Below are 19,983 nucleotides of genomic sequence, written 5' to 3' on the forward strand. Positions count from 1 at the left end.
TTGGATTTCGGTTTTCCGATTTCCCCCACCCCTAATTTTTCGAGAAGTGTTAATGAAGTTAAATATTAAAATAATATAGATATGACATTAGAAGAAGCAAAGAAGATATTGGAGAAAGAGTTTGCAGTGATTGATCTTCACAAGTCAACAGAGCCATTTGAGTTTGACGATAGCAACTGGTTTGGGTATGAGAAGCCTTCTGTGCTTGAAGCTTTCCGTGTTTTATCCAAGGAAGGTTATTATATAACCATTAGCGGACATGATTACGATATGCGTAAGAAACGTTTGGAGAAGGAGTACGAAGAGAATACCAAGGCTCCCGGTTCTGCTGAGAACAGCATCAAAGGCGATTTATCTGGAAATAAATCCATTGAACATTGCGGCGAGCCTATTCCTGGTTCTCCTTTGAGCGCAGTAGAAGGCATAAAGTTGAAGTGGAAAGATAACCAAAATACAAGTGAAAACCCTGCCCTTGCAGAATCAGCCTCCCAGTTTAACGATGCCTTGTTGGATGAGCAGGCAAAGAATATTGCAGAGCTTACTAAGGAGAATGAGCGCCTGGAGAGAGTCAGCAAGACAATGACAGACGAATTCAATGAGCTTTACTACAGGATGATTACCAAGAGCGACAAGATTGAGGCTTTGGGCAAGGAGATTGCCCGACTCAACAAGATCATCCACAAGAAGAACTTGAAGATTGAGGAGTTGGGGAAGGAAAGTTCCAGACACCTAGAAGGAAAGATGAAGATGTTCGGCGAGAGTTTTGATTTGGAACAGGAGTTAAAGGATAAGAACGCAGTTTTGGCTGACGTTGCAGAGGAACTTCGTCTTTCCAAGATTCGTGAGAAGAATCTGACCGAGTTATGCCAGAAGTACGTGAAGGCGAATGAGGAGTTGAAGGAGAAGCTTGCCAATAAGGTTGTTGACAAGATTGATGCTCAGGCTTTGAAGAGTGCCGAGAGTGCTCTCGCTTGGAAGGAGAAGGTGATTGCAAGGAAGAATATGGCGCTTGCCTACTATGAGAAGAAGATTGCAGAGAAGGACGAGGTGATTGCCGACTTGGGCAAGGAGTTGAAGGTTCAGAAAGGCTTGGTAAACCATATTAGTAAGAAATATGATGGTGCCAAGATTAATCTTAATCTTCGCATGAAGGAATGCGAGAAGTTGAAAGAGGCGTTGGAGGAGAAGACCAAGCTGGTTGAGATTGTCCGTAATGGCTCTAAGGAGTATTGTGACTATGGCGTGGCAGCAAACGAATTTATCAAGGAGCTTGCTCATCTATATGTTCTTGCTGACAAGAATGGTAACATTAATGTTGAAATGCTTGAACGCTGTAAGAACTATCAGACTTATGGTTTTCCTGCTAATTGCAATAGAGAGACCAAGAAGGAGATCAATGATATTGCTAGAGGAAAGACCAAGGTAGTTGGGGTTGATATTGCAGAGGAAGGTGAAGACCATTCTGGTGTAATCGTTCTATGCGGTAAGGATTTTATTGATGCAATAAAGAAAATGAAGTAAGATATGCCAGTAAATAATCAGAATCCACAGCAGCAGAAAAGGGTACCTGTTTCCATTAATGGGTATCCTCAGGCTGTACATGATATGATGAGGGCTAAGTACCCTGATTATGATCAGGTGATGGGATTGGGGAACCAGACTATGCAGGGTGGTCCTAGTGGGCAGATTCCAGCGGTTGCTCCCCAACCTATGAATGTGAACGTGTTTCAGCAGAATGGAGGTGTTAGTGGGAAACTGGAGGCTCCTGCTGTTCAGACTCAACAGGCAGATCTTACCCCTAGTACCCCTGCACCAGCACCAGAATATGGAACTGACGGAGTACAGTTTACCAATCCCGCACAGACCCAGCAGAATGACTTGTCAGCCCTTTCTTCCGCATTGAACGGTTCAGACGCCCAGCAGAGACAGGTTCCAGAGTTCCAGGCAGACCCTTCCCAGAGGGATGGCGGTTTCTTCGGGTGGCTGGGCAAGCTGATTCCCAAGAGCCGACCGGGTATGCGTGAGGGTGAGACTCCTGATGAGTATGACCGCCGAATCACCACCAACAGAGAGCGTATTGCGGCATTCGGCGATGCCATACGTCACATGGGCAACATCGTGAATACTTCCAAGGGGGCGCCTTTGCAGGTATTCAACGACCCAACTACCATGATGGAAGAAGCTTACCAGAAGCGCAAGACAAAGAGAGAGAAACAAGCTGCCCTTGATGCGGATGCAGCCTATAAGCAGGCAAATCTTGACCTAAAGAGTGCTGCCGCCAGAGCAGATCAGGCTTACAAGCTGTATCTGGCTGGGCTTCGTGGTGATAACGCCCAGCTTGCAAAGGATAAGTTTGAGTACCGAAAGGGCAAGGACGCAGCTGCCACCAAGTATAAGCAGGAGAAGGACCAGCGAGACTTCGAGTACAAGCAGGGACGTGACAGGGCAAAGGATGAGCAGACCAACAGAAGACTGAATATTTCACAGTATAACGCTACCCATAAGGGAAGCGGACGTGGACGATCAGGCGGCGGTGGAGGCTCTTCTGCCAAATACGTAACTTGGGATGCAGAAGGAAAACCTCATTACGCATCCAACAAGACCATGTATGAAGCAAATGAAGCCTACTACAATGGAAATACTTCTGGCAATTCATCTACTTCAAGCAGCAAGGAAGTGTTCAACAAGGACGGTTCTACTACTAGAACCACCAACAGACAAGGCGGTTCCTCTGTTGCACAGAGAGCAGGAGCACAGAGAAGACAGAGGGAAGAAGCCAGAAAGAAGGCAGCGAAGCCTGCCGGCAAGTCGAAGAATGGCTATAAGAATACAAAGAAACTTGGTTTATAAACATTAATATATAATATATGGCTGGAGATAAATTTGACCAACTTTACAACGCCTTGAAAGCCGATGGCGCAGTTTCAGGAACTAGAGAACATTTCAGACAGTTCGTGTATGCGCCTGGCAAGCAGGGCTATCATAACAGAAAGCAGCTCTATGATGCGCTTCACGCCGATGGTGCTGTTTCCAGTAAATCGTATGAGGAGTTTGCGCAGCGACTCGGACTTCACGCAGTAAATCCGAAACCTCAGCAGCAGAAGCCAGTTCAGCCTGTCAAGAAGCTGACGATGAAGCAGAGAGCGCAGGAAGTCGCAGCTCAGTATCAGAAGTCAAGGCAGCAGAAGGCTCAGCAGCCTAGAACGGCTACTACTTCTGGTACAGACTACATGCAGAACTGGCAGTTGATGCACATGCGCAACGATCAGATGAACCCGATGCAGCAGGCTCAGGCTAGTAATGCGCGCGCACGCATGCAGAGAGCACAGGAACAGGCTGCACGTCAGGAACAGCAGAGAGCTACCCCTATCAGCAGAAGCAGAATAACCCCTACTGCCAAGAACTTCAATGAGACAATGCAGCAGCTTTCTACTCCAGAGGCTAGACAGGCTAGAGGTAAGCAGCAGCGTATAGACGATGCCAGAGCATTCGCCCAGTATGAGGTTGAGGGTAACAAGTTCGTAAGAAATGACGGACAGACCGAAGGTATTTTGGGTAATGATCTGCTCAAACTGGTAGATTCTTCCATGAATGAGGCGCAGGAGTTGACACGTCAGCAGTATCAGCAGAACCTTGACAAGATGGGCGGTATCTATGCGCCTCAGTCGGTAAAGGAACAGGCTTTCCGTGATGCTCAGACTCAGGAGCAGGTGAACCGTCAGAACGTTCTGATGAACAATCTCAGCAAGAAAATCGGCGAGATTTATTCGCAGAAGGGAATGCAGCGCCATATTGCCGAGAGTGCCGAAAGATTGAATATGGGTGTGGAGGAATATGTTGACAAGTACGTTACTCCAGAGATTATGAACTATGCTCAGAAGGCTCTGACGATGCGCAACCAGGAGGAAATCATGCCTCATGGTGCGCTTGACTATATTGCCAAGAACCTCAGCAACTCTATTATCGGTATGGTGTTGGCTCCTTCCGTGATGTCTAGAGATACAAGACAGAGATTGCAGGAAGGTATTGCTATCGCTGATGGTGATGCGGAAATTCAGAAGGTTGCCGGTCACAAGGATGAAACCTACCGCTCAGGAATCGGTACGAGATTCGCTTCTACAGCCGTCAATATGGCTGCTGACTCTGGTCCGCTCGCCGTAATCGGTGCAGGTGCGAGTGCTGCCGTGAATGCAGGAACCCGAGTTCTGACAAACGGACTGGTGAAGGCTGGCATGATGAAGGCAGCGCAGAGACTTACCGCACAGCAGATGGCTTTCAAGGTTGCCAATATGACTACGGCACAGAAGATCATGTCGGGATTGGGCACTAGGACGGCAACAAGTTCGCTGAATCTTGCAGGATATTCGGGCGTTACTGCCGCATTGAGTCAGGCTTCTACTGGCGATGATACTTCTTTGCAGGCTATCGGCGAGGCAGGTCTGAAAGGCGCAGGGCACGGTGCGGTTACTGGCGCCATGTTTGGTGTATCGGGTGCGGTGATGGCTCCATGGGTATCAAAGTTCGGTATAACCGGCTTGGAGAAGAGTACTGGAGAGCGATTGTTGCATGGCGCACAGAAGTTTGGTGCTACGGCTGCTGGTCTCGGCGTTGAGGCTGGAACCATGATGGTTGCCGACAACGTGACTGGTGACAAGGATATTTCCTTCGGCACTTGGCTGGAAGATGTTGTGATGGTTGGCGCTTTCAAGGCTGGCGAGCCTAGCAACTTCGTGAAGATGGGCAATATCCTGCATCATCTTACCCATAATAGTGGTGGTAATTTCGTGATTGGCAAGAATGCCAACGGCTCCCCTATCGCCGTGGATATTCGTCTGACTCCTGACGAGAAGAATGAATTGATTTCTTCTGCATCGGGGAAGAATCTGATGGATGCTTTCGTGAAGGTGGACCGTGCATCGAAGACAGCTCCAAGAGACCCGAAGTACAAAACGGCATACACGGATTTCATGAACGACCCAGACGTATCTCAGAGTACCAAGGAAAAGGTGAATGCAGCAATGGGACTGTTCAATACCACAAGGGGCAGAAGCTACCGCAGCGTGAACGATGTGAAGAATAAGCAGGTTCTGGAATACACCAAGAACGGAACGCTCCTTACACGCACCTCTTATAAGAATGCCGATGAGCGCAGAGCTATTCTTTACAAGCAGAAGCTTTATCGTGACAACGATGATATGATGTCGCTGATGGGCTACGCAAGGATGAAAGATATGCAGTTCATAGATGATGATGGAACTGTCACTAATCTAGCGTTTAGATTCCTTAAAGAAAACGGATATGACGAGAATAAGGATATTACAGACCCGAATAATGCCCGACTGATTAATGAATTGCGCAACCAGAAGAGTGCGCTCTATCTTGACTGGGAAAAGTATGCGGACAAAAACGGTTTGCTTGGCTACCTCAGATCAGAAAGCAAAGGTTATACTAATAACTTCATGGCTTCTATCAAAGAACTTCTTGGTAAAGAAGGAAGCATTGTTATTGATATTGACAAAATCATGCGCAAGGACCCAATGAAGCGTACCGATGAGGAGAACAGAATCTTCTATCATGTGAAGAGAGCACTCGAAGATGAGCTTTTCCCTAGCTGGAGACCACACGCAGACCAGTCTGCCAGCCAAGGTAAGACGGTTGCCGAGGAGCATAGTCTGGGAACAGATAACCCTGAAGGCGGTGTCGTGGTGGATGAATTGCGCAATCTCCATAATGCAGAACAGGCAGTTGATGAAGCGATGGAGAGCAATGACGTTTTCAAACAGACATTCGAGAAATTGCACCAGCAGGGCTTGACACCGGCACAGATTTACGATGCACTCATTCAGAATGGATTGACCCAAGAAGAGTTGACCCCACTTGCCCAATATATTAATGCGAACGCTAGAGTGCAGGGTATGCAGCAGGCTACTGCTGATGCCATCGAGGAAAACGTGAAGAGCTTTGTTTCTGATTGGAGCTATCACGGAACATTGAACGGTCAGCCAATGAATGGCGAACAGGCTTTGTACGTGCAAGACAGCAACGGAAGAACACTTCTTGTTGGTTCGGGTGATGTTGCATTCGACCAGACTACTGGCAAGGCGAAGGAAGGTAGCGGTGATATGCTTGTCTGCTTCGACCCTAACACCAAGGAAATGGTCTATGTGAAGGCAGATGAGGTTACTCTGTTCCAGAATCAGCCTATCGACCAGTTTGAAGCTGAGTATCGTCAGAGATTGCAGATGAAGAACTCTGAGCCTTACAATCAGGCGGCACAGGAGCAGGCGATGCAGGATGCTGCCAAGGCGCAGCAGGAGCAGGAGGCACCACAAGATAATACCACAAAATCGGAAGATAGTACCACAAAAGAGGGTGATTTAACAAAAGATAATACCACTTTAACAAAAGTTGATACCACATCGGGCAAAGATAATACCACAAATGAGGACTTAGTACAACAAGAGCAGCCTCAGCCTAGCAGAAAGTTTGCAGATGGTTCCGATGTTCCTATGGCTACGGATAGCAAGGGAAGACCTACACCTGACTATGAGAAAATGACTCCAGAGCAGAGTGCTGAGATTCTTGCTGAGGACTTCGGGGAGAATGCTGAAAAGGTAGTGGACGGACAGATTCAGAAAGCAGAGAAGGCTTTGAAGGATGCCGAGAAAATGAAGGTGGACTATACCGCCGAGCCTAACGACATCATGGAGCAGGAGGCTTTGAAGAGCCAGACCATTGAAGCTGCCAAGCAGCAGTTGGACCACGCCCAGAACATCAAGAAGGCTATGACTGCCAAGAAGGTTGCGGAGACTGTGGGTAAGACAGAACAGACAGAGGGCGCACATGAAGCTGGCAGCGTGGCTGCACAGAAGTTTGTGAATGCACCTAGACTTGTAGGCAACAAGCGCACAAGAATGCTGCCTGACGGAGAGACAAAGATTAAGGGACACTATGAGATTGTGCCGGCTGAAAGTCTTACTCCTTCTCACGATGTGAACAATGGCTATAAGAAATCTGAGGGATTCCCTACCGATGCTGAGGGCAGAACCGTGAATGACCGTGATTATGAGCACGACAAGGCGGCTCAGCAGAATACGGATCAGATTGCCAGGAAGTATAACGGTATGGCGATCGAGCAGGTGCCAGTGGTATCTGACGAGGGTATCGTTTATGATGGCAATGGAAGAACCATGGCAGGACAGAAGGCGGCAAAGGACGGCACGGATGGCGAATACATCAACGACCTTCTGGAGAATGCCGAGAACTTCGGCTTTACTAGAGAACAGATTGAGCAGAGCGGAATCGAGCATCCACGTCTGGTATTGGTGACCGATGAGAGATTGCCGTACGATACGGCTACCTTCTCCAAATTCAACAGAAACGAGAAGAAGACACAGAGCAATACCGAACAGGCGGTAGCCAAGGCTAAGACCTTGACTTCTGACGAAGTAGGTGCTATCGTAGCCGAGATTGAGGGAAATGGTTCTCTTGATGCATTCTTTAACAATTCCAAGGCAATAAATGACTTGGTAAAGACGTTAGTAGATAAAGGCATCATCGGACAGAACGAAGTGGCACAGATGATGGATAGCCCTGAGCGACTTTCAGCACAAGGCAGGGAGTATGTGAAGAACCTTCTTCTGGGTTCCATCTTCAAGCCTGAGACTATCAGAATGCTGGGCATCGACTCTACGGTGAAGAATAAGGCTATCAACGCTATCCGTTCGGTAATGGACAACATGAAGCTGGGCGAGTTCTCTCTTCGTGATGAGATTGATCAGGCTATCCAGTTGCTCTATGAGGCAAGACAGGGCGGCAATAAGGTTGATACCTTGCTGAGAACATCAGAAATGTTTGGTGAGGATGCGGCTAAGCGTTACTCTTCTATCTCTCAGATGATGGCTTTAGCCTTGGAGGGCAAGGTTGCGGATTTCAGGGATTTGCTTGATGAATACAACCGCATCGCTGCATCCAGAAACACTGGCGAGGGCAGTATCTTTGAGGCTGCTCCTACCAAGGAAGAGTTAGTTAACGAGTATTTGAACTTTAAAAAATGGCAAGATTATGGCACAGGACGTTCAGAAAATGAAGGAGGCAATGATGTTTCAGGCGTTGAAGAACCTCAACAAGAAGCATCAGGAGGAAATGAACCAGCAGAAGCAGAGCGACCAAGAGTAGAAGAGGCTGACGACTTAGAAAACAAGGAACTCGAAAGTCGTATTGAAGTGACGGACGAGGAAACCGAGACTCCATCAAAGAATGGTCCTATCATGAAGCAGAAGATTCTGATTGATGGAGACAAGGAAGTGATGAAGGTTGATGAGCCTAACAAGAAGGGCGAGTACACTGGGTCTTACTATGAGTATGATGGCAAGAAGTTTGGCGACCTGAATGAGGTTACTGAGTATATTGACAGCAAGAATGAAGAAGGTCCTCTCCCACTCCTTCCAAAGGAAGAGAACCCAGACCCTCAGTTTAACCCGATTGAGGCAGCTGCAGCAGAGTTCAAGAAGGAGCATCCTTTGACCGAGGATGAGATTATGAAGGCAGACGTGGACGATTTATCCAAGGATATGGCTCTTGACTATCTGAACGGAGAAGTGACAGACGATTTGCACCGTGCTATCTACGAAAGCATCTATGCTAAACGCAAGGGATTGAAGGCTGAACCAAAGGTTGAGACTCCTAAAGCTGAACCATCCGCTGACCCTATGGAGGGTATCAAGAATGCGGCAGAAGGATTCGAAAAAGAGAAGAAAGCTAAAGCAGAGACTGAAAAGAAGCCTCAGCAGGCGGCTGACGATGCAGCAGTAGCGGCTTCCAGCAAGAAGGTTAATGACCTTTGGAATATGCTCAAGAATGCCGGCAAGGATGAAATATCTGCTTCGTTCATCGGTCTTAACTCAAGGCAACTGGAAGTGTTACCTAAGCTGGTGAGTGCCATGGCAGAGAATGCTTACCTGAGAATCAAGAGGGGCATGCACAATCTTGAAGACGTGGTGAAGGAAATGCGCAAGGAGTTTGCTCCTGCTGCTAAGGTTTTCAAGAAGGAAGACGTGGATGCTATCTATGAGCAGATGATGAATATCCGCTATCGTGATGGCGAGCAGCGCATGAGCTTGAAGGAGTGGGCTGACTACTACGAGAAGACTTCTCCTAAGCATCAGGAGAATCTGGTGGGTGATTCTAAGACTGCCGAGGATAGAAAGCTGGCAGAGAAGAAGTTTATTGATACCGTGAACATAAAGTTGGGTTTCAAGCATAAGTTTAACGGTATTGTTGAGCTGAGACAAATCGCTGAGAAAGTTGGCTTGAAGGATATTAAGGACACAGACTTGCAGGAGCTTGCTGAAACAGCTATTGTTAAGCGAGCAAGAGGTATCGCTTCTTCTGAATCAACCAACGATGCCGTGAAGTTTGAACGTATCAAGACGCTCTATGAGAATCAGCCTAGCCTCAACCAGCGTGATTCTGAGCGAGTGATGAAGCAGCAGTATTCTACCCCTGCCCCTTACGCTTTCCTTGCGGATATGTATGTAAAGGGAAATGGTAAAGTGATAGAGAGTGCTCTGGAACCAAGTGCCGGAAACGGTATGCTTACCATCGGCTTGCCAATGGATAAGGTGCATGTGAACGATATTGATGCCCAGCGATTGGCGAACCTGAGAAGACAGGGCTTCAAGAATGTGACCAGTCAGGACGGAACCCAGCCTTTTGCAGACAAGAACATTGACGTGGTGGTAACAAATCCACCATTTGGTAGTGCTACCCCTAAGGAGTATGACGGCTACAAGATTTCTTCTTTGGAAGGACAGATGGCTATCAATGCCCTGGAGAGCATGAAGGACGATGGTCGTGCTGCTATTATCATTGGCGGTAAGACGGAATACGCCAAGAACGGAAGTCTGAATCCGAAAGATAAGGCTTTCCTTGGTTATCTCTATAGCCACTATAATGTGGAGGACGTGATTAACGTGGATGGTGGTCTCTATGCAAAGCAGGGAACCAGCTACCCAACACGTATTATTTTGATAAACGGAAGACGCTTGAATGAGAATGCCTTTCCACCAGTAAAGGATAAGGCTAGAGCAGAGACCGTGAAAGATTATGATGAACTTTATAAACGAATTGAAGATGATATACTACGAGGTGAACGGATGGATTCTTCCATCGGAGGAGAAACAAGAAGTACTCAATCAGAACTTGATCAACAAGGCTCTGCTGGTACTTCTAAAGAGGGAGTACGAACAGGCGAACGAGGAGGAAGCGAACCAGATGGTAAGCGAGGGTCTGACGTATCTGACACATCTTCCGTATCAGGAACCCATGATGACTTGGAGAATCAACGAGGAACCGAGCCAAGAGAAGATGGAAGACTTTCTGATGGAGATACTGGAGCAGACGGAACAAGGGCAGAGCCTTCTCAGAGCGAAGGAACAACCTCTGAAACCAACGGACAGCGAGGAGCTGGATCAGGAGGAGCTGGACGGAATGACACTCAGCCAAGTACTGATGAATCTGCCAGCACCGGGAGCGGAAGCGGACCACGGGGACAATTACAGCGGGTGGACAAATCCGTACGTGGACTAAGTACAGAGAAAGTTACCTATACCCCAAAGAGTGGAAACCCTTTCACTCTGAAAGCCGTGATGCCTGCCGACCAGCAGGAAGCGGTAAACAAGAATCTTGAAAAGCTGGGCGATGCCGACCAGTTCCTGGTTGATGAACTTGGCTATAATGACAAGGACGATTTGTATTCTCATCTTGCAGCGGAGCAAGTTGACTCAGTAGCTCTTGCCTTGCAGCAGGCAAAGAAGGGCAACGCCTTCATCATCGGCGACATGACCGGTATCGGTAAGGGAAGACAGGCTGCTTCGCTTATCAGATACGCCAAGAAGCAGGGGCAGGTGCCAGTGTATTTTACCAAGACAGCAGGATTGCTGAGCGATGTTTATCGTGACTTGGTGGATATTGGTAGCCCAGAATTGAGACCATTTGTATTCGGTAGTGCCAAGGAAGCTGCCATTACCGACTCAGACGGAAATGTAGTATTCGCCCTGCCATCGAAGAGTGAGGTGAAGCGAGTGCTTGACTACATCGAAAAGAACGGCAAGCTGCCAGAGGAATACGACTACGTATTGACTACCTACAGTCAGGTAAGCAATGGTGTTTACGAGTTTGATGAGAATGGTGCCAGAAAAGAGAAAAAGCTTGCGAAGGGTAAGACATTCGGCGCTGCTGCCCTTAGCGGACAAAGAAGACGTGATGCCATCGAGAAACTGATGGATAATGCTTACCTTATCCTTGATGAAAGTCACACGGCTGGTGGCAATAGCGGTCAGGGAAACTATTTCCAGCACATTATTCAGAAGGCAAAGAACGTTACCTTCTTCTCGGCTACCTTTGCCAAGAGACCGGACAATATGCCTATCTACGCTTTGCGTACTGCCATGAATGAGGGCGGTATGAAAGCATCCGATTTGATTGATGCGGTGAAGCGTGGCGGTGCTACCTTGCAGGAGATTATGAGCCAGACGTTGACCCAATGCGGTCAGATGATTCGCCGTGAGCGAGATATGACTGGCGTGACCATCGACTGGAAGGCGATTGATGATCCTGAGCGAGTGCAGGAACAGCGAGAACAGTATGATAGTATCATCGGCTTGTTTAATGATATTATCAATTTCCAAAAGAAATATGTTTCAGGCTACGTTGACAAGCGCAACGAAGAGTTGGCTGAAATACAATCTACTATCGGTATCAAGAAGGGTACTGCTGCCCTGGGTATCAAGAACCAGCCATTTGCAAGCAAGGCGTTCAACACCGTTCAGCAGGTACTTCTCTCCCTGAAAGCAAAGTCTGCTGCAGAACGTGCCATCGACTACTTGAAGCAGGGCATGAAGCCTGTGATTGCGTTGAACAATACCAACGAATCGCAGACTGGCAACCTTGCGCTTGGCGAGGAAATGGACGCACCTGACTTGGGTACATCTTTGAAGAAGGGTCTGGAGGGTACACTTCGCTATACTCAGAAGGATGCAAAGGATAATAGTGAAAGCGGCTACATCAAGCTTTCTGATTTGGGTGAAGAGGCAGTTGAGGCTTATCACGAACTGGAAAAGAAGATTGAGCAGACAAGTACCGGTCTTTCACTCTCCCCTATTGATGTTATCAAGAACGAGCTGCAGAAGGCAGGTTATAAGGTTGGCGAGCTGACCGGTAGGCAGACCGAGTTCGTGTATAACGAGAACGGTACTGTTACCAAGATAAAGCGTGCTGATACCGACAAGAAGAAACTCGCACGTGATTTTAATGACGGCAAGATTGATGCGCTTATTCTGAACAAGAGTGCTGCCACTGGTATCTCTCTGCATGCTTCGAGCAAGTATAAGGACCAGAAGAAACGTGTGATGATCGTAGCGCAGCAGCAGCTTGATGTGAATGATGAGGTTCAGATGCGTGGACGTATCGACCGAACCGGTCAGGTGGCTAGAGGCGCATACGAGTATGTGGTTTCTCTGATTCCTGCCGAGCAGCGATTGTTGATGATGTTCAAGGCTAAGTTGAAGTCGCTTGATGCCAACACTACTTCTTCTCAGAAGAGTAAGTTCAACGAAATGGAAGTTGCCGATATTACCAATAAATATGGCGATAAGGTAGTCCGTGAATATATGGCAGAGCATCTTGACCTTTATTCCCGAATGGCAGACCCATTCGGATGGGAAAAGAGCCTTGGAGAAGATTTGTCACGCATCGACCCACAGAGACTTGTAGCCGATGGCGGTGGTGTCGGTGATGGCGAGGCTGGTGCCGATGCAAGCAAGTTACTGGGACGTATGGCTTTGCTGAGAGTAAACGAGCAGGAGAAGATGTTACAGGAGATTGGTGAGCTTTATGCCAACGAGATTCAGCGTCTCAACGAAATGGGCGAGAACGATCTGGAGATTACCGAGCTGCCATTGAAGGCTAAGACTATCCGCAAGGAAGTTTGGAAGCAGGGTGCAGAGCCAGGCGGCGATAATGCCTTTGCCGACAATACCTATATAGAAAAGGTGAACATGGCTATCTTGAAGAAACCTATGAAGGCTTCTGAGGTGAAGGCTTCGCAGGAAGGCTTGACTGGCGGCAAGACTTGGGAGGAGTACAAGACCGAGAAGAAGACTGCCGTGAAGGAGTACTTCGACCAGAAGATTGCGGACGAGGCTCAGAGGTATGAGGAGCGTGCGGTGAAGGTTGCTACCAAGGCTAAGGAGAAGTATATCAAGGATGCTAAGAAGGGTCAGAAGGATTCGGGGATGAGCGATGAGCAGATTGAGAAGATGGCTGGCTATCAGTATGATAACATCTACAAGCAGGAGAAAGATAAGCTGAACGATGTGGTGAAGAACCTGAAAGCTAAGGCTGAAATGTTTGACCGAGTGCTTGATACCTTCGATACTAACAGCGCTTTCGTTCTGCCTGCAGATATGAACAATCCTAACGAGTTGAGCGGATTCGGCAATAGTTACGGAAGGCTCATCGACATAAAGATTACGGATAACTTCTCGCCTAACGCCTCTTCTGTATCTTTTGCCACCTTGGATGGTAGAAGAAAGATTACCTTCCCTATCGCTGGCAAGGTGGGTGTAGGCGATAACAAGGCAGATGTTATCAGTGCCATTGATAACATGACTAAGCAGGCTGCTGGCATGGGAGACAGTCATCTCAGAGTATTGAATCAAAAGTTTGATAACTGGGATAGACTGACTAGCAATGAGAGCCGCAAGAATGGCTATATCGTGACCGGCAACCTGATGCAGGCTTTGGTTGACAGTAAGGATCAGGGCTTGGGCGGTCAGCTGGTGAAATATACTACTGATACTGGCGAGGTGAAGACTGGTATCTTGATGCCGGACCACTTCGACCCTAAGGGCTTGACTACGGATGCGCCTATCAACAGCGTGGCTGATAAGTTTGAACTTTCATCATGGCACGGCGGTATTGACGAGGTTACTTCATCGGATGGTGAAGTGAAGGTGAAGCGCATAGACAACAATCGTGGCAACTACTACGAACTTCGTGTACCGAAGAGCAAGGCAAAGGGCGGCAAATACTTCTTGGATAAAGACTTGCTGAAACTGGTTAATGGCAATAACTTCGAGACAAGAGGTAACAATATGCTTGCCGAGTTCAAGCCTGAGCAGTTGAAGCCAGTACTGGACCGTCTGTCTAAGATGGGCGTGAAGGTGCAGGAGGAGCGCAAGGCTTCTGAGGATGAAGGTACCCACTTCCGTGAGGACCGAGGCTTGCAGTATTCTAAAACAGATACAAAAGATGTTAAGAAAGGTAGAATCATTCCCGAAGATGTAGATAAAACCGTATCTTCGCAGATTGAAAAGAGATTCGATGATGAGGTTGAAAGACTTTATGGGGATTCACCAGAAAAGCCTAACATAGAGAAAGAGGCTAATAAATATGCTGAAATACAGTATATTGATACTTTTAAATATGACGAAAAAGGAAATCCTGTCAAAAAGTATGAAGGCTTAAACTCTATCATCGACTCTTTGGATAGTAAACTTAAAGATATAGAACAGAAATATGGATTCAACAGAAAAACTGATTTCAACGAAATCAAAAGAGCTATTGGCACCGAAGCAGCCGAAGGAAATGACTCCAGAGGAACGGATGAAGTTTCGCAAGGGGTTAGTGTGCGAATATCCAGCGGAAAAGGGGTACTCTCAGATTACCAAAAAACGGCACTCTCTTTGGCAGCTGCTCAAAGAGCTAAAGAATATCTTCTCGAAAGATTCAATAATATCCGATTAAAGTATGGTCTCGAAGAAGGAGATTGGGCTAGTAAAGAACAGGTTGAAAGGATTTTTAACGATTACAACAGTGATACTGATGTTAAAAAGATTTTTGACCGCATTGAAGGCATCGTTGATGTTCTTGGAACAAAGTTGAAAGGTGAAGCTTATAAAAAGGTCTATACTGAGGGATATTATTATCATCCAAAGAACTATATATTGATAGATACAGACTACTTATCTTCCATTCAGTTCAGCAAACAAGAACTTGCTTCTACAATCTGCCACGAAATGTTGCACGTTGTGACATCGGACATTATCAACCTTTATCGAAAGGGCTATGGTGACTTACTGAATGAACGCCAAAGAAAGGCGGCAAAAGAGGTGGTTGATCTGTACGGTAAAATTAACTCTTACTTTGAGAGACATTTTGATGGAGCAAAGCCTTATGCGCTTACAAATCCTGCAGAAATGATAACAGAACTAGCAAACCCTGCATGGAGAAGAATCGCAGCACAGATGCCTGCCGCAAAGGGATGGTTCAGAAGCTTTATTGCAGCCGTTAGAAATATGCTTGGTTTCCCTCCAAAGGTTAGTGCGCTTGACAGACTGGACAAAGCTTTAGAGAACGTAATCAGGAATCTTGATTATGGTGTATTCCAAAAGGGAGCAGAACTTAACGATGAGATTGTTAACAAAAAGGTAACTGACCCTGAGGAGCAGGAACGTCTTAATAAGGAGAAGACTTTTAGCTACCCTACTTCATCGGTTGAGAGTCATGTGGAAAAGGTGGCTCAGAAGACTGGCGGCAAAGTGAAGATGGTTTCATCGGTTGATGAAATCACCAACAAGACGGCTAAGGATGCTATTGAGGAAGGCAGAAAGATTACCGGTTGGTATGACGAGAAGACTGGCGAGGTGCATCTTTACATGCCTAATATCCACGATAAATATACTGCCGAGAAGACCATCTGGCATGAGGTGGTTGGGCACAAGGGGATGAGAGAGTTGTTTGGTGATGAACGATTCGACAAGTTCCTTCGTGATGTATGGTACGACTTGGATAAGCCTGAGAATGCGGCTTTGAAGAAGCTGGTGGATGAGGAGAGAAAGTACAATCCTCTGAATATCTACAATGCTATTGAGGAAGGTATCGCCCGACTCGCCGAGGATGGCAAGGGTGAAGCTGGTTTCTGGAATGGTATCAAGAATAAGGTATCTGATTTCCTTCATGAAATCGGTTATCGTATTGCCCCTAATACTAAAGATGTGAAGTACCTGCTCTGGTTGAGCAAGAACTTGCAGAAAAATCCGAATGATCCTTATTGGAAGATGAGAGCCGAGGCGGTGAAATACCGTCTCGACCATGAGCGTATGCCTGCTGTTGTAGCGCACGATGGTATGTTCTACGGCAACGATGGCAAGGTTAGCAGTATGGAAAATCTTACCAAGAGCGAGTGGGATGAGGCTACAGACGGACAGATTCACTTCCGCACTACCCCATCAGCCGGCACGGCACTCGATAGATACCACCGTTCGCTAGATGAGCACGGCTATATGTTCACCGAGAGCTATATGGACAGTATGCTTTCATTGAAGAAACTGATGAATGCGATTGTGCCAGACAAGAAGATTGAGGATATTGCCTCTTCCGAGAATCCTTATATACTGCAGAACACCATGCAGGGTGCGATGAGTGATGCGGCTCAGATGTTTGAGCGCAACGTAATGAAGCCTCTGGATAAGGCGATGGCTGACGTACTGGATGCCTTCGATGGCAAGAAGGATGATGAGAAGATCAGAAACTTCAATCTCTATATGATTACCAAACACGGCTTGGAGCGAAACAGAGAGTTCTTTGTTCGTGACTTCCTCAAACAGATGAGAATGGATGAACAGAAGAAGCAGGATGCCGACTTCCTGGAAAACAGTTATTATAGCGACAAGGAGTATCTTGACAACGAGTTGAAGGCTGGCAACATCGACCTGAAGGAGTACTACAGACAGTTGGACGAGAGTATCAGAAATCACTTTGATGCTGACTTCGAGGCTGGCGAACACGACTATTCGGGTATGCACGCCATTCAGGAAGTGGCGAAATCTTCTGACCCATACGATGATGCAGAAGCTATCCAGAGCGTGATGGATTCGGAAGCGAAGATGGAGAGCATCAAGAAGGGAACCGTGAAGGACTATTGGAATAAGGTGAAGGCTGCTACCCAGTATTCGATTGACAGCGACTACAAGAACGGCATCATCAGCAAGGAATTGCACGGTCATGTATCTAATATGTTCAACTGGTATGTGCCTTTGAGAAAGTATGATGAAGCTACGGCGGAAGACACCTACGGCTACATTACCGAGCAGGGCGACCCGAAGAGCTATATCGGAAGCACCATCATGAGAGCAAGAGGACACAAGTATCTGAGTGAGACAAACGTACTGGCGCAGATAGGTGCGATGGGAAACAGAGCCATCAAGAACGGCGGTATGAACGCTATCCGTCAGGCTTTCGCAAGATTCGCGCGAAATAATTCGGGCAACAATCTGATTACCGAAACAAGCGTATGGTATGAGAAGGACCCAGTGGTGAACATCGTCTATGAGCGCTACCCTGATATTCCAGAGGGCGCTACGGCTGACGAAATCAACCAGATTGTTTCAGACTTCAACAAGGATATGAAGATGAAGGAATCGCAGGGCTTGGCATACAAGGTGTATCGCAGAGACAAGATTGGCTATAAGTTCCAGAGAGCAGAGAATAAATCGCAGCACATCGTGGACGTGAAGATTGCCGGAAGGACCCATACCTTTATTATTAATGGAAATCCTAGAGCAGCGCAGGCTCTGAATGGGTTGCTGGAGAACTCGGGAGCCAAGGGAATCATGAAACCATTGAGTTCTATCTCAAGAATGATGGCGCAGTTGTGTACATCTTACAACCCTGAGTTCGTGATGCGAAACATCATGCGTGATGCGGAGTTTGCATCGAGCAACGTGACTTCCAAGGAAGGTGCTAGATATGGTGCGCTCTGGGCGAAGTATTATGCGCAGTTGGGCTTTTATAAGGGTGCTTCCACTATCAGCTTCAAGGATTTGAGCGGAACTACAGGCTTGGGCTTGTTTGCCAAGTATCGTAACGGAACACTTGATACTTCTGACAAGGTTCAGCGATATTTCAAGGAGTTCATGGAGAACGGCGGCGAAACTGGTTGGGTTCAGATTAAGAACATGCAGGACTGGACTAAGGAGTACAAGAAAGATGTGAAGAGCGAAAGAAGCAAGATTGACAAGGGCGGTGCTGCCCTTCGTGACTTCTTCTTCGGAAATCTGGCGAACATCAACGAGGTGGCTGAGAATATCGCCCGATTCGCAACCTACTGTGCGAGCCGAGACAGTAACCGCTCTATCATCCGTTCGGTCTATGATGCGAAGGAGGTATCTACCAACTTCAACCGACATGGTAGCGGTGATGCCATCAAGAGTTTCAAGAACGGAGAAATGACTGGCGGCAAGGCGGCTGCAAGATGGGCTTACGGATTTACGGCTAGCTATCTCAGACATTGTTCTATGTTCTTTAATGCCGGTATTCAGAGCACCAATCTGCTGGTGAAGAACTTGAAGAATCATCCTGTGGGTACATCTATCAATATGCTTGCCATTCCTTTTGCTCTCGGTGCGTTGGCTGCACTTGGTAACAATGTGCTGATTGCGAGTGAGGACGAGAAGGACAGAAAGGGAGTGAAGGACCCATACGGCGAGCTGCCAGACTACGTGAGAAGAAACAATCTCTGTATCTACAAGGGCGGTGGCGAGTTCGTAACGATTCCGCTTGCCATTGAGTTGAGAGCCTTCTATGGTCTGGGCGACTTGGCGGCAGGATTGACCTTCTCGCCAAACGTGAGCGGACAGAAGAATCCTGCCTTGGATGCCGTGGGCTGTATGTCGCAGCTTGTGCCGGTAATGGACTATCTCGGCAACTCTTCGGCTGGCAAGGAGCCATTGAATGAAACCATCAAGGCTATCTCTCCTTCTGCCCTATCTCCTTTCGTGGAATGGGAGTTGAATACCGACTGGAAGGGTGCGCCGATTGAAAGACGTGGTGACTGGAATGAAAATTCCCCTGCTTGGCAGAGAGCCTACAAGGGCACGCCTGACGGATATATGGCTGTAAATAAATGGGTGAATGCCCAGACCAACGATGTATCCAAGGGTAATGAGGATATGCTGGGCAACAGTTTCCTGGATATGGTAACGAACCCTAGTATGCTGAATCACTACATCGGTGGTATAGGTGGTGGTGCCGCTACCTTTACAGAGCGAGCTATCGGTGTTATCAAGCACGGAAGCGACACAGAAACCAAGGATATTCCTTTCCTTCGCTCTCTTCTTTATACGCCAAGTGAGCAGAGCAGCTTGCAGCGAACAAAGAGCAAGTGGTATAACTACAAGGACGAAATGGAGAAGACTATGGCAAACGTGGACCGCCTGAAATCGAAGAACGTTCCGCTGGATAAGAGAATTACGAATATCGGTGAGTATTATCAATTCCAGAACTCCAAGGAGGCTGCCAAGGTGAGAGTAATCGAGCTGGCAGAGAAACAGATGAAGCGCTGGAAGAAGATGAGGGATAAGGCGAGCGATACCGAGAGCATCAACTTCGCCAATCAGAATATAGATAGGATCATGATGGATGCGGTTGATGAACTGGATAGATTGGAATAATATAAAAAAGGAGTGGGCTTATTGCTCACTCCTTATTTTTCTCCTTTGGTTAATTTGATGGCATCTGACTCATAGAAACATCTAGAACAGAAGCAATCAACATAAGGAGTATAGGTATAGTAATGTACTTCGTTTACACTATATCCTTTTTTAATTAATGGGCATGAACCATTCGAATGAATGGTTTGCTTGTGATTAGGTAAATCCCTTTCTATGTAAACGTAATCTCCTAACCTAGTTGGCATAAAATAATATACAACAACTAGTACCATTCCAAAGGCTAGAAAGGCTAATAAACGTATATGCAGCCTTCTTATTTTCTGAGCGAAGTGCATATCATACATTTCTTTTTTAGAAACTATTGCACCGTTTGTTTTACCTACTGTACATATACGATACAATGACAGACAGGCAAAAATAAATAGGACTGCAAATATAATAACAATACTCTGTTAATTCTTATGTAATC

3 protein-coding genes are annotated in these 19,983 nt (G+C 47.0%); all 3 read left to right on the top strand.

Features of this window, described 5'->3' with window-relative positions; translation table 11 throughout:
• Window positions 1–81: 81 nt before the first annotated feature.
• The 3 genes from DW657_RS13315 to DW657_RS13325 are packed head-to-tail and all read left to right on the top strand — an operon-like array spanning window position 82 to window position 19,514.
• The gene (locus DW657_RS13315; RefSeq protein WP_118312944.1) at window positions 82–1,521 is read left to right on the top strand and encodes a hypothetical protein; all 1,440 of its coding nucleotides are present in this window, start codon (window positions 82–84) and stop codon (window positions 1,519–1,521) included.
• A gap of 3 nt (window positions 1,522–1,524) precedes the next feature.
• The gene (locus tag DW657_RS13320; protein ID WP_118312946.1) at window positions 1,525–2,850 is read left to right on the top strand and encodes a hypothetical protein; all 1,326 of its coding nucleotides are present in this window, start codon (window positions 1,525–1,527) and stop codon (window positions 2,848–2,850) included.
• 17 nt (window positions 2,851–2,867) lie between these two features.
• Window positions 2,868–19,514 (top strand): strawberry notch C-terminal domain-containing protein, encoded by a 16,647-nt coding sequence (locus tag DW657_RS13325; RefSeq protein WP_118312948.1) that lies wholly within the window; start codon window positions 2,868–2,870, stop codon window positions 19,512–19,514.
• The last annotated feature ends 469 nt before the right edge of the window (window positions 19,515–19,983 follow it).

The organism is Prevotella sp. AM23-5, assembly GCF_003473645.1.
Taxonomy (GTDB): domain Bacteria; phylum Bacteroidota; class Bacteroidia; order Bacteroidales; family Bacteroidaceae; genus Prevotella; species Prevotella copri_A.

Excerpts from the sequence above, each read along its gene's own strand:
- DW657_RS13315 (WP_118312944.1), top strand. The coding sequence starts at position 82 with ATGACATTAGAAGAAGCAAAGAAGATATTGGAGAAAGAGTTTGCAGTG.
- DW657_RS13325 (WP_118312948.1), top strand. The coding sequence starts at position 2,868 with ATGGCTGGAGATAAATTTGACCAACTTTACAACGCCTTGAAAGCCGAT.
- DW657_RS13320 (WP_118312946.1), top strand. The coding sequence starts at position 1,525 with ATGCCAGTAAATAATCAGAATCCACAGCAGCAGAAAAGGGTACCTGTT.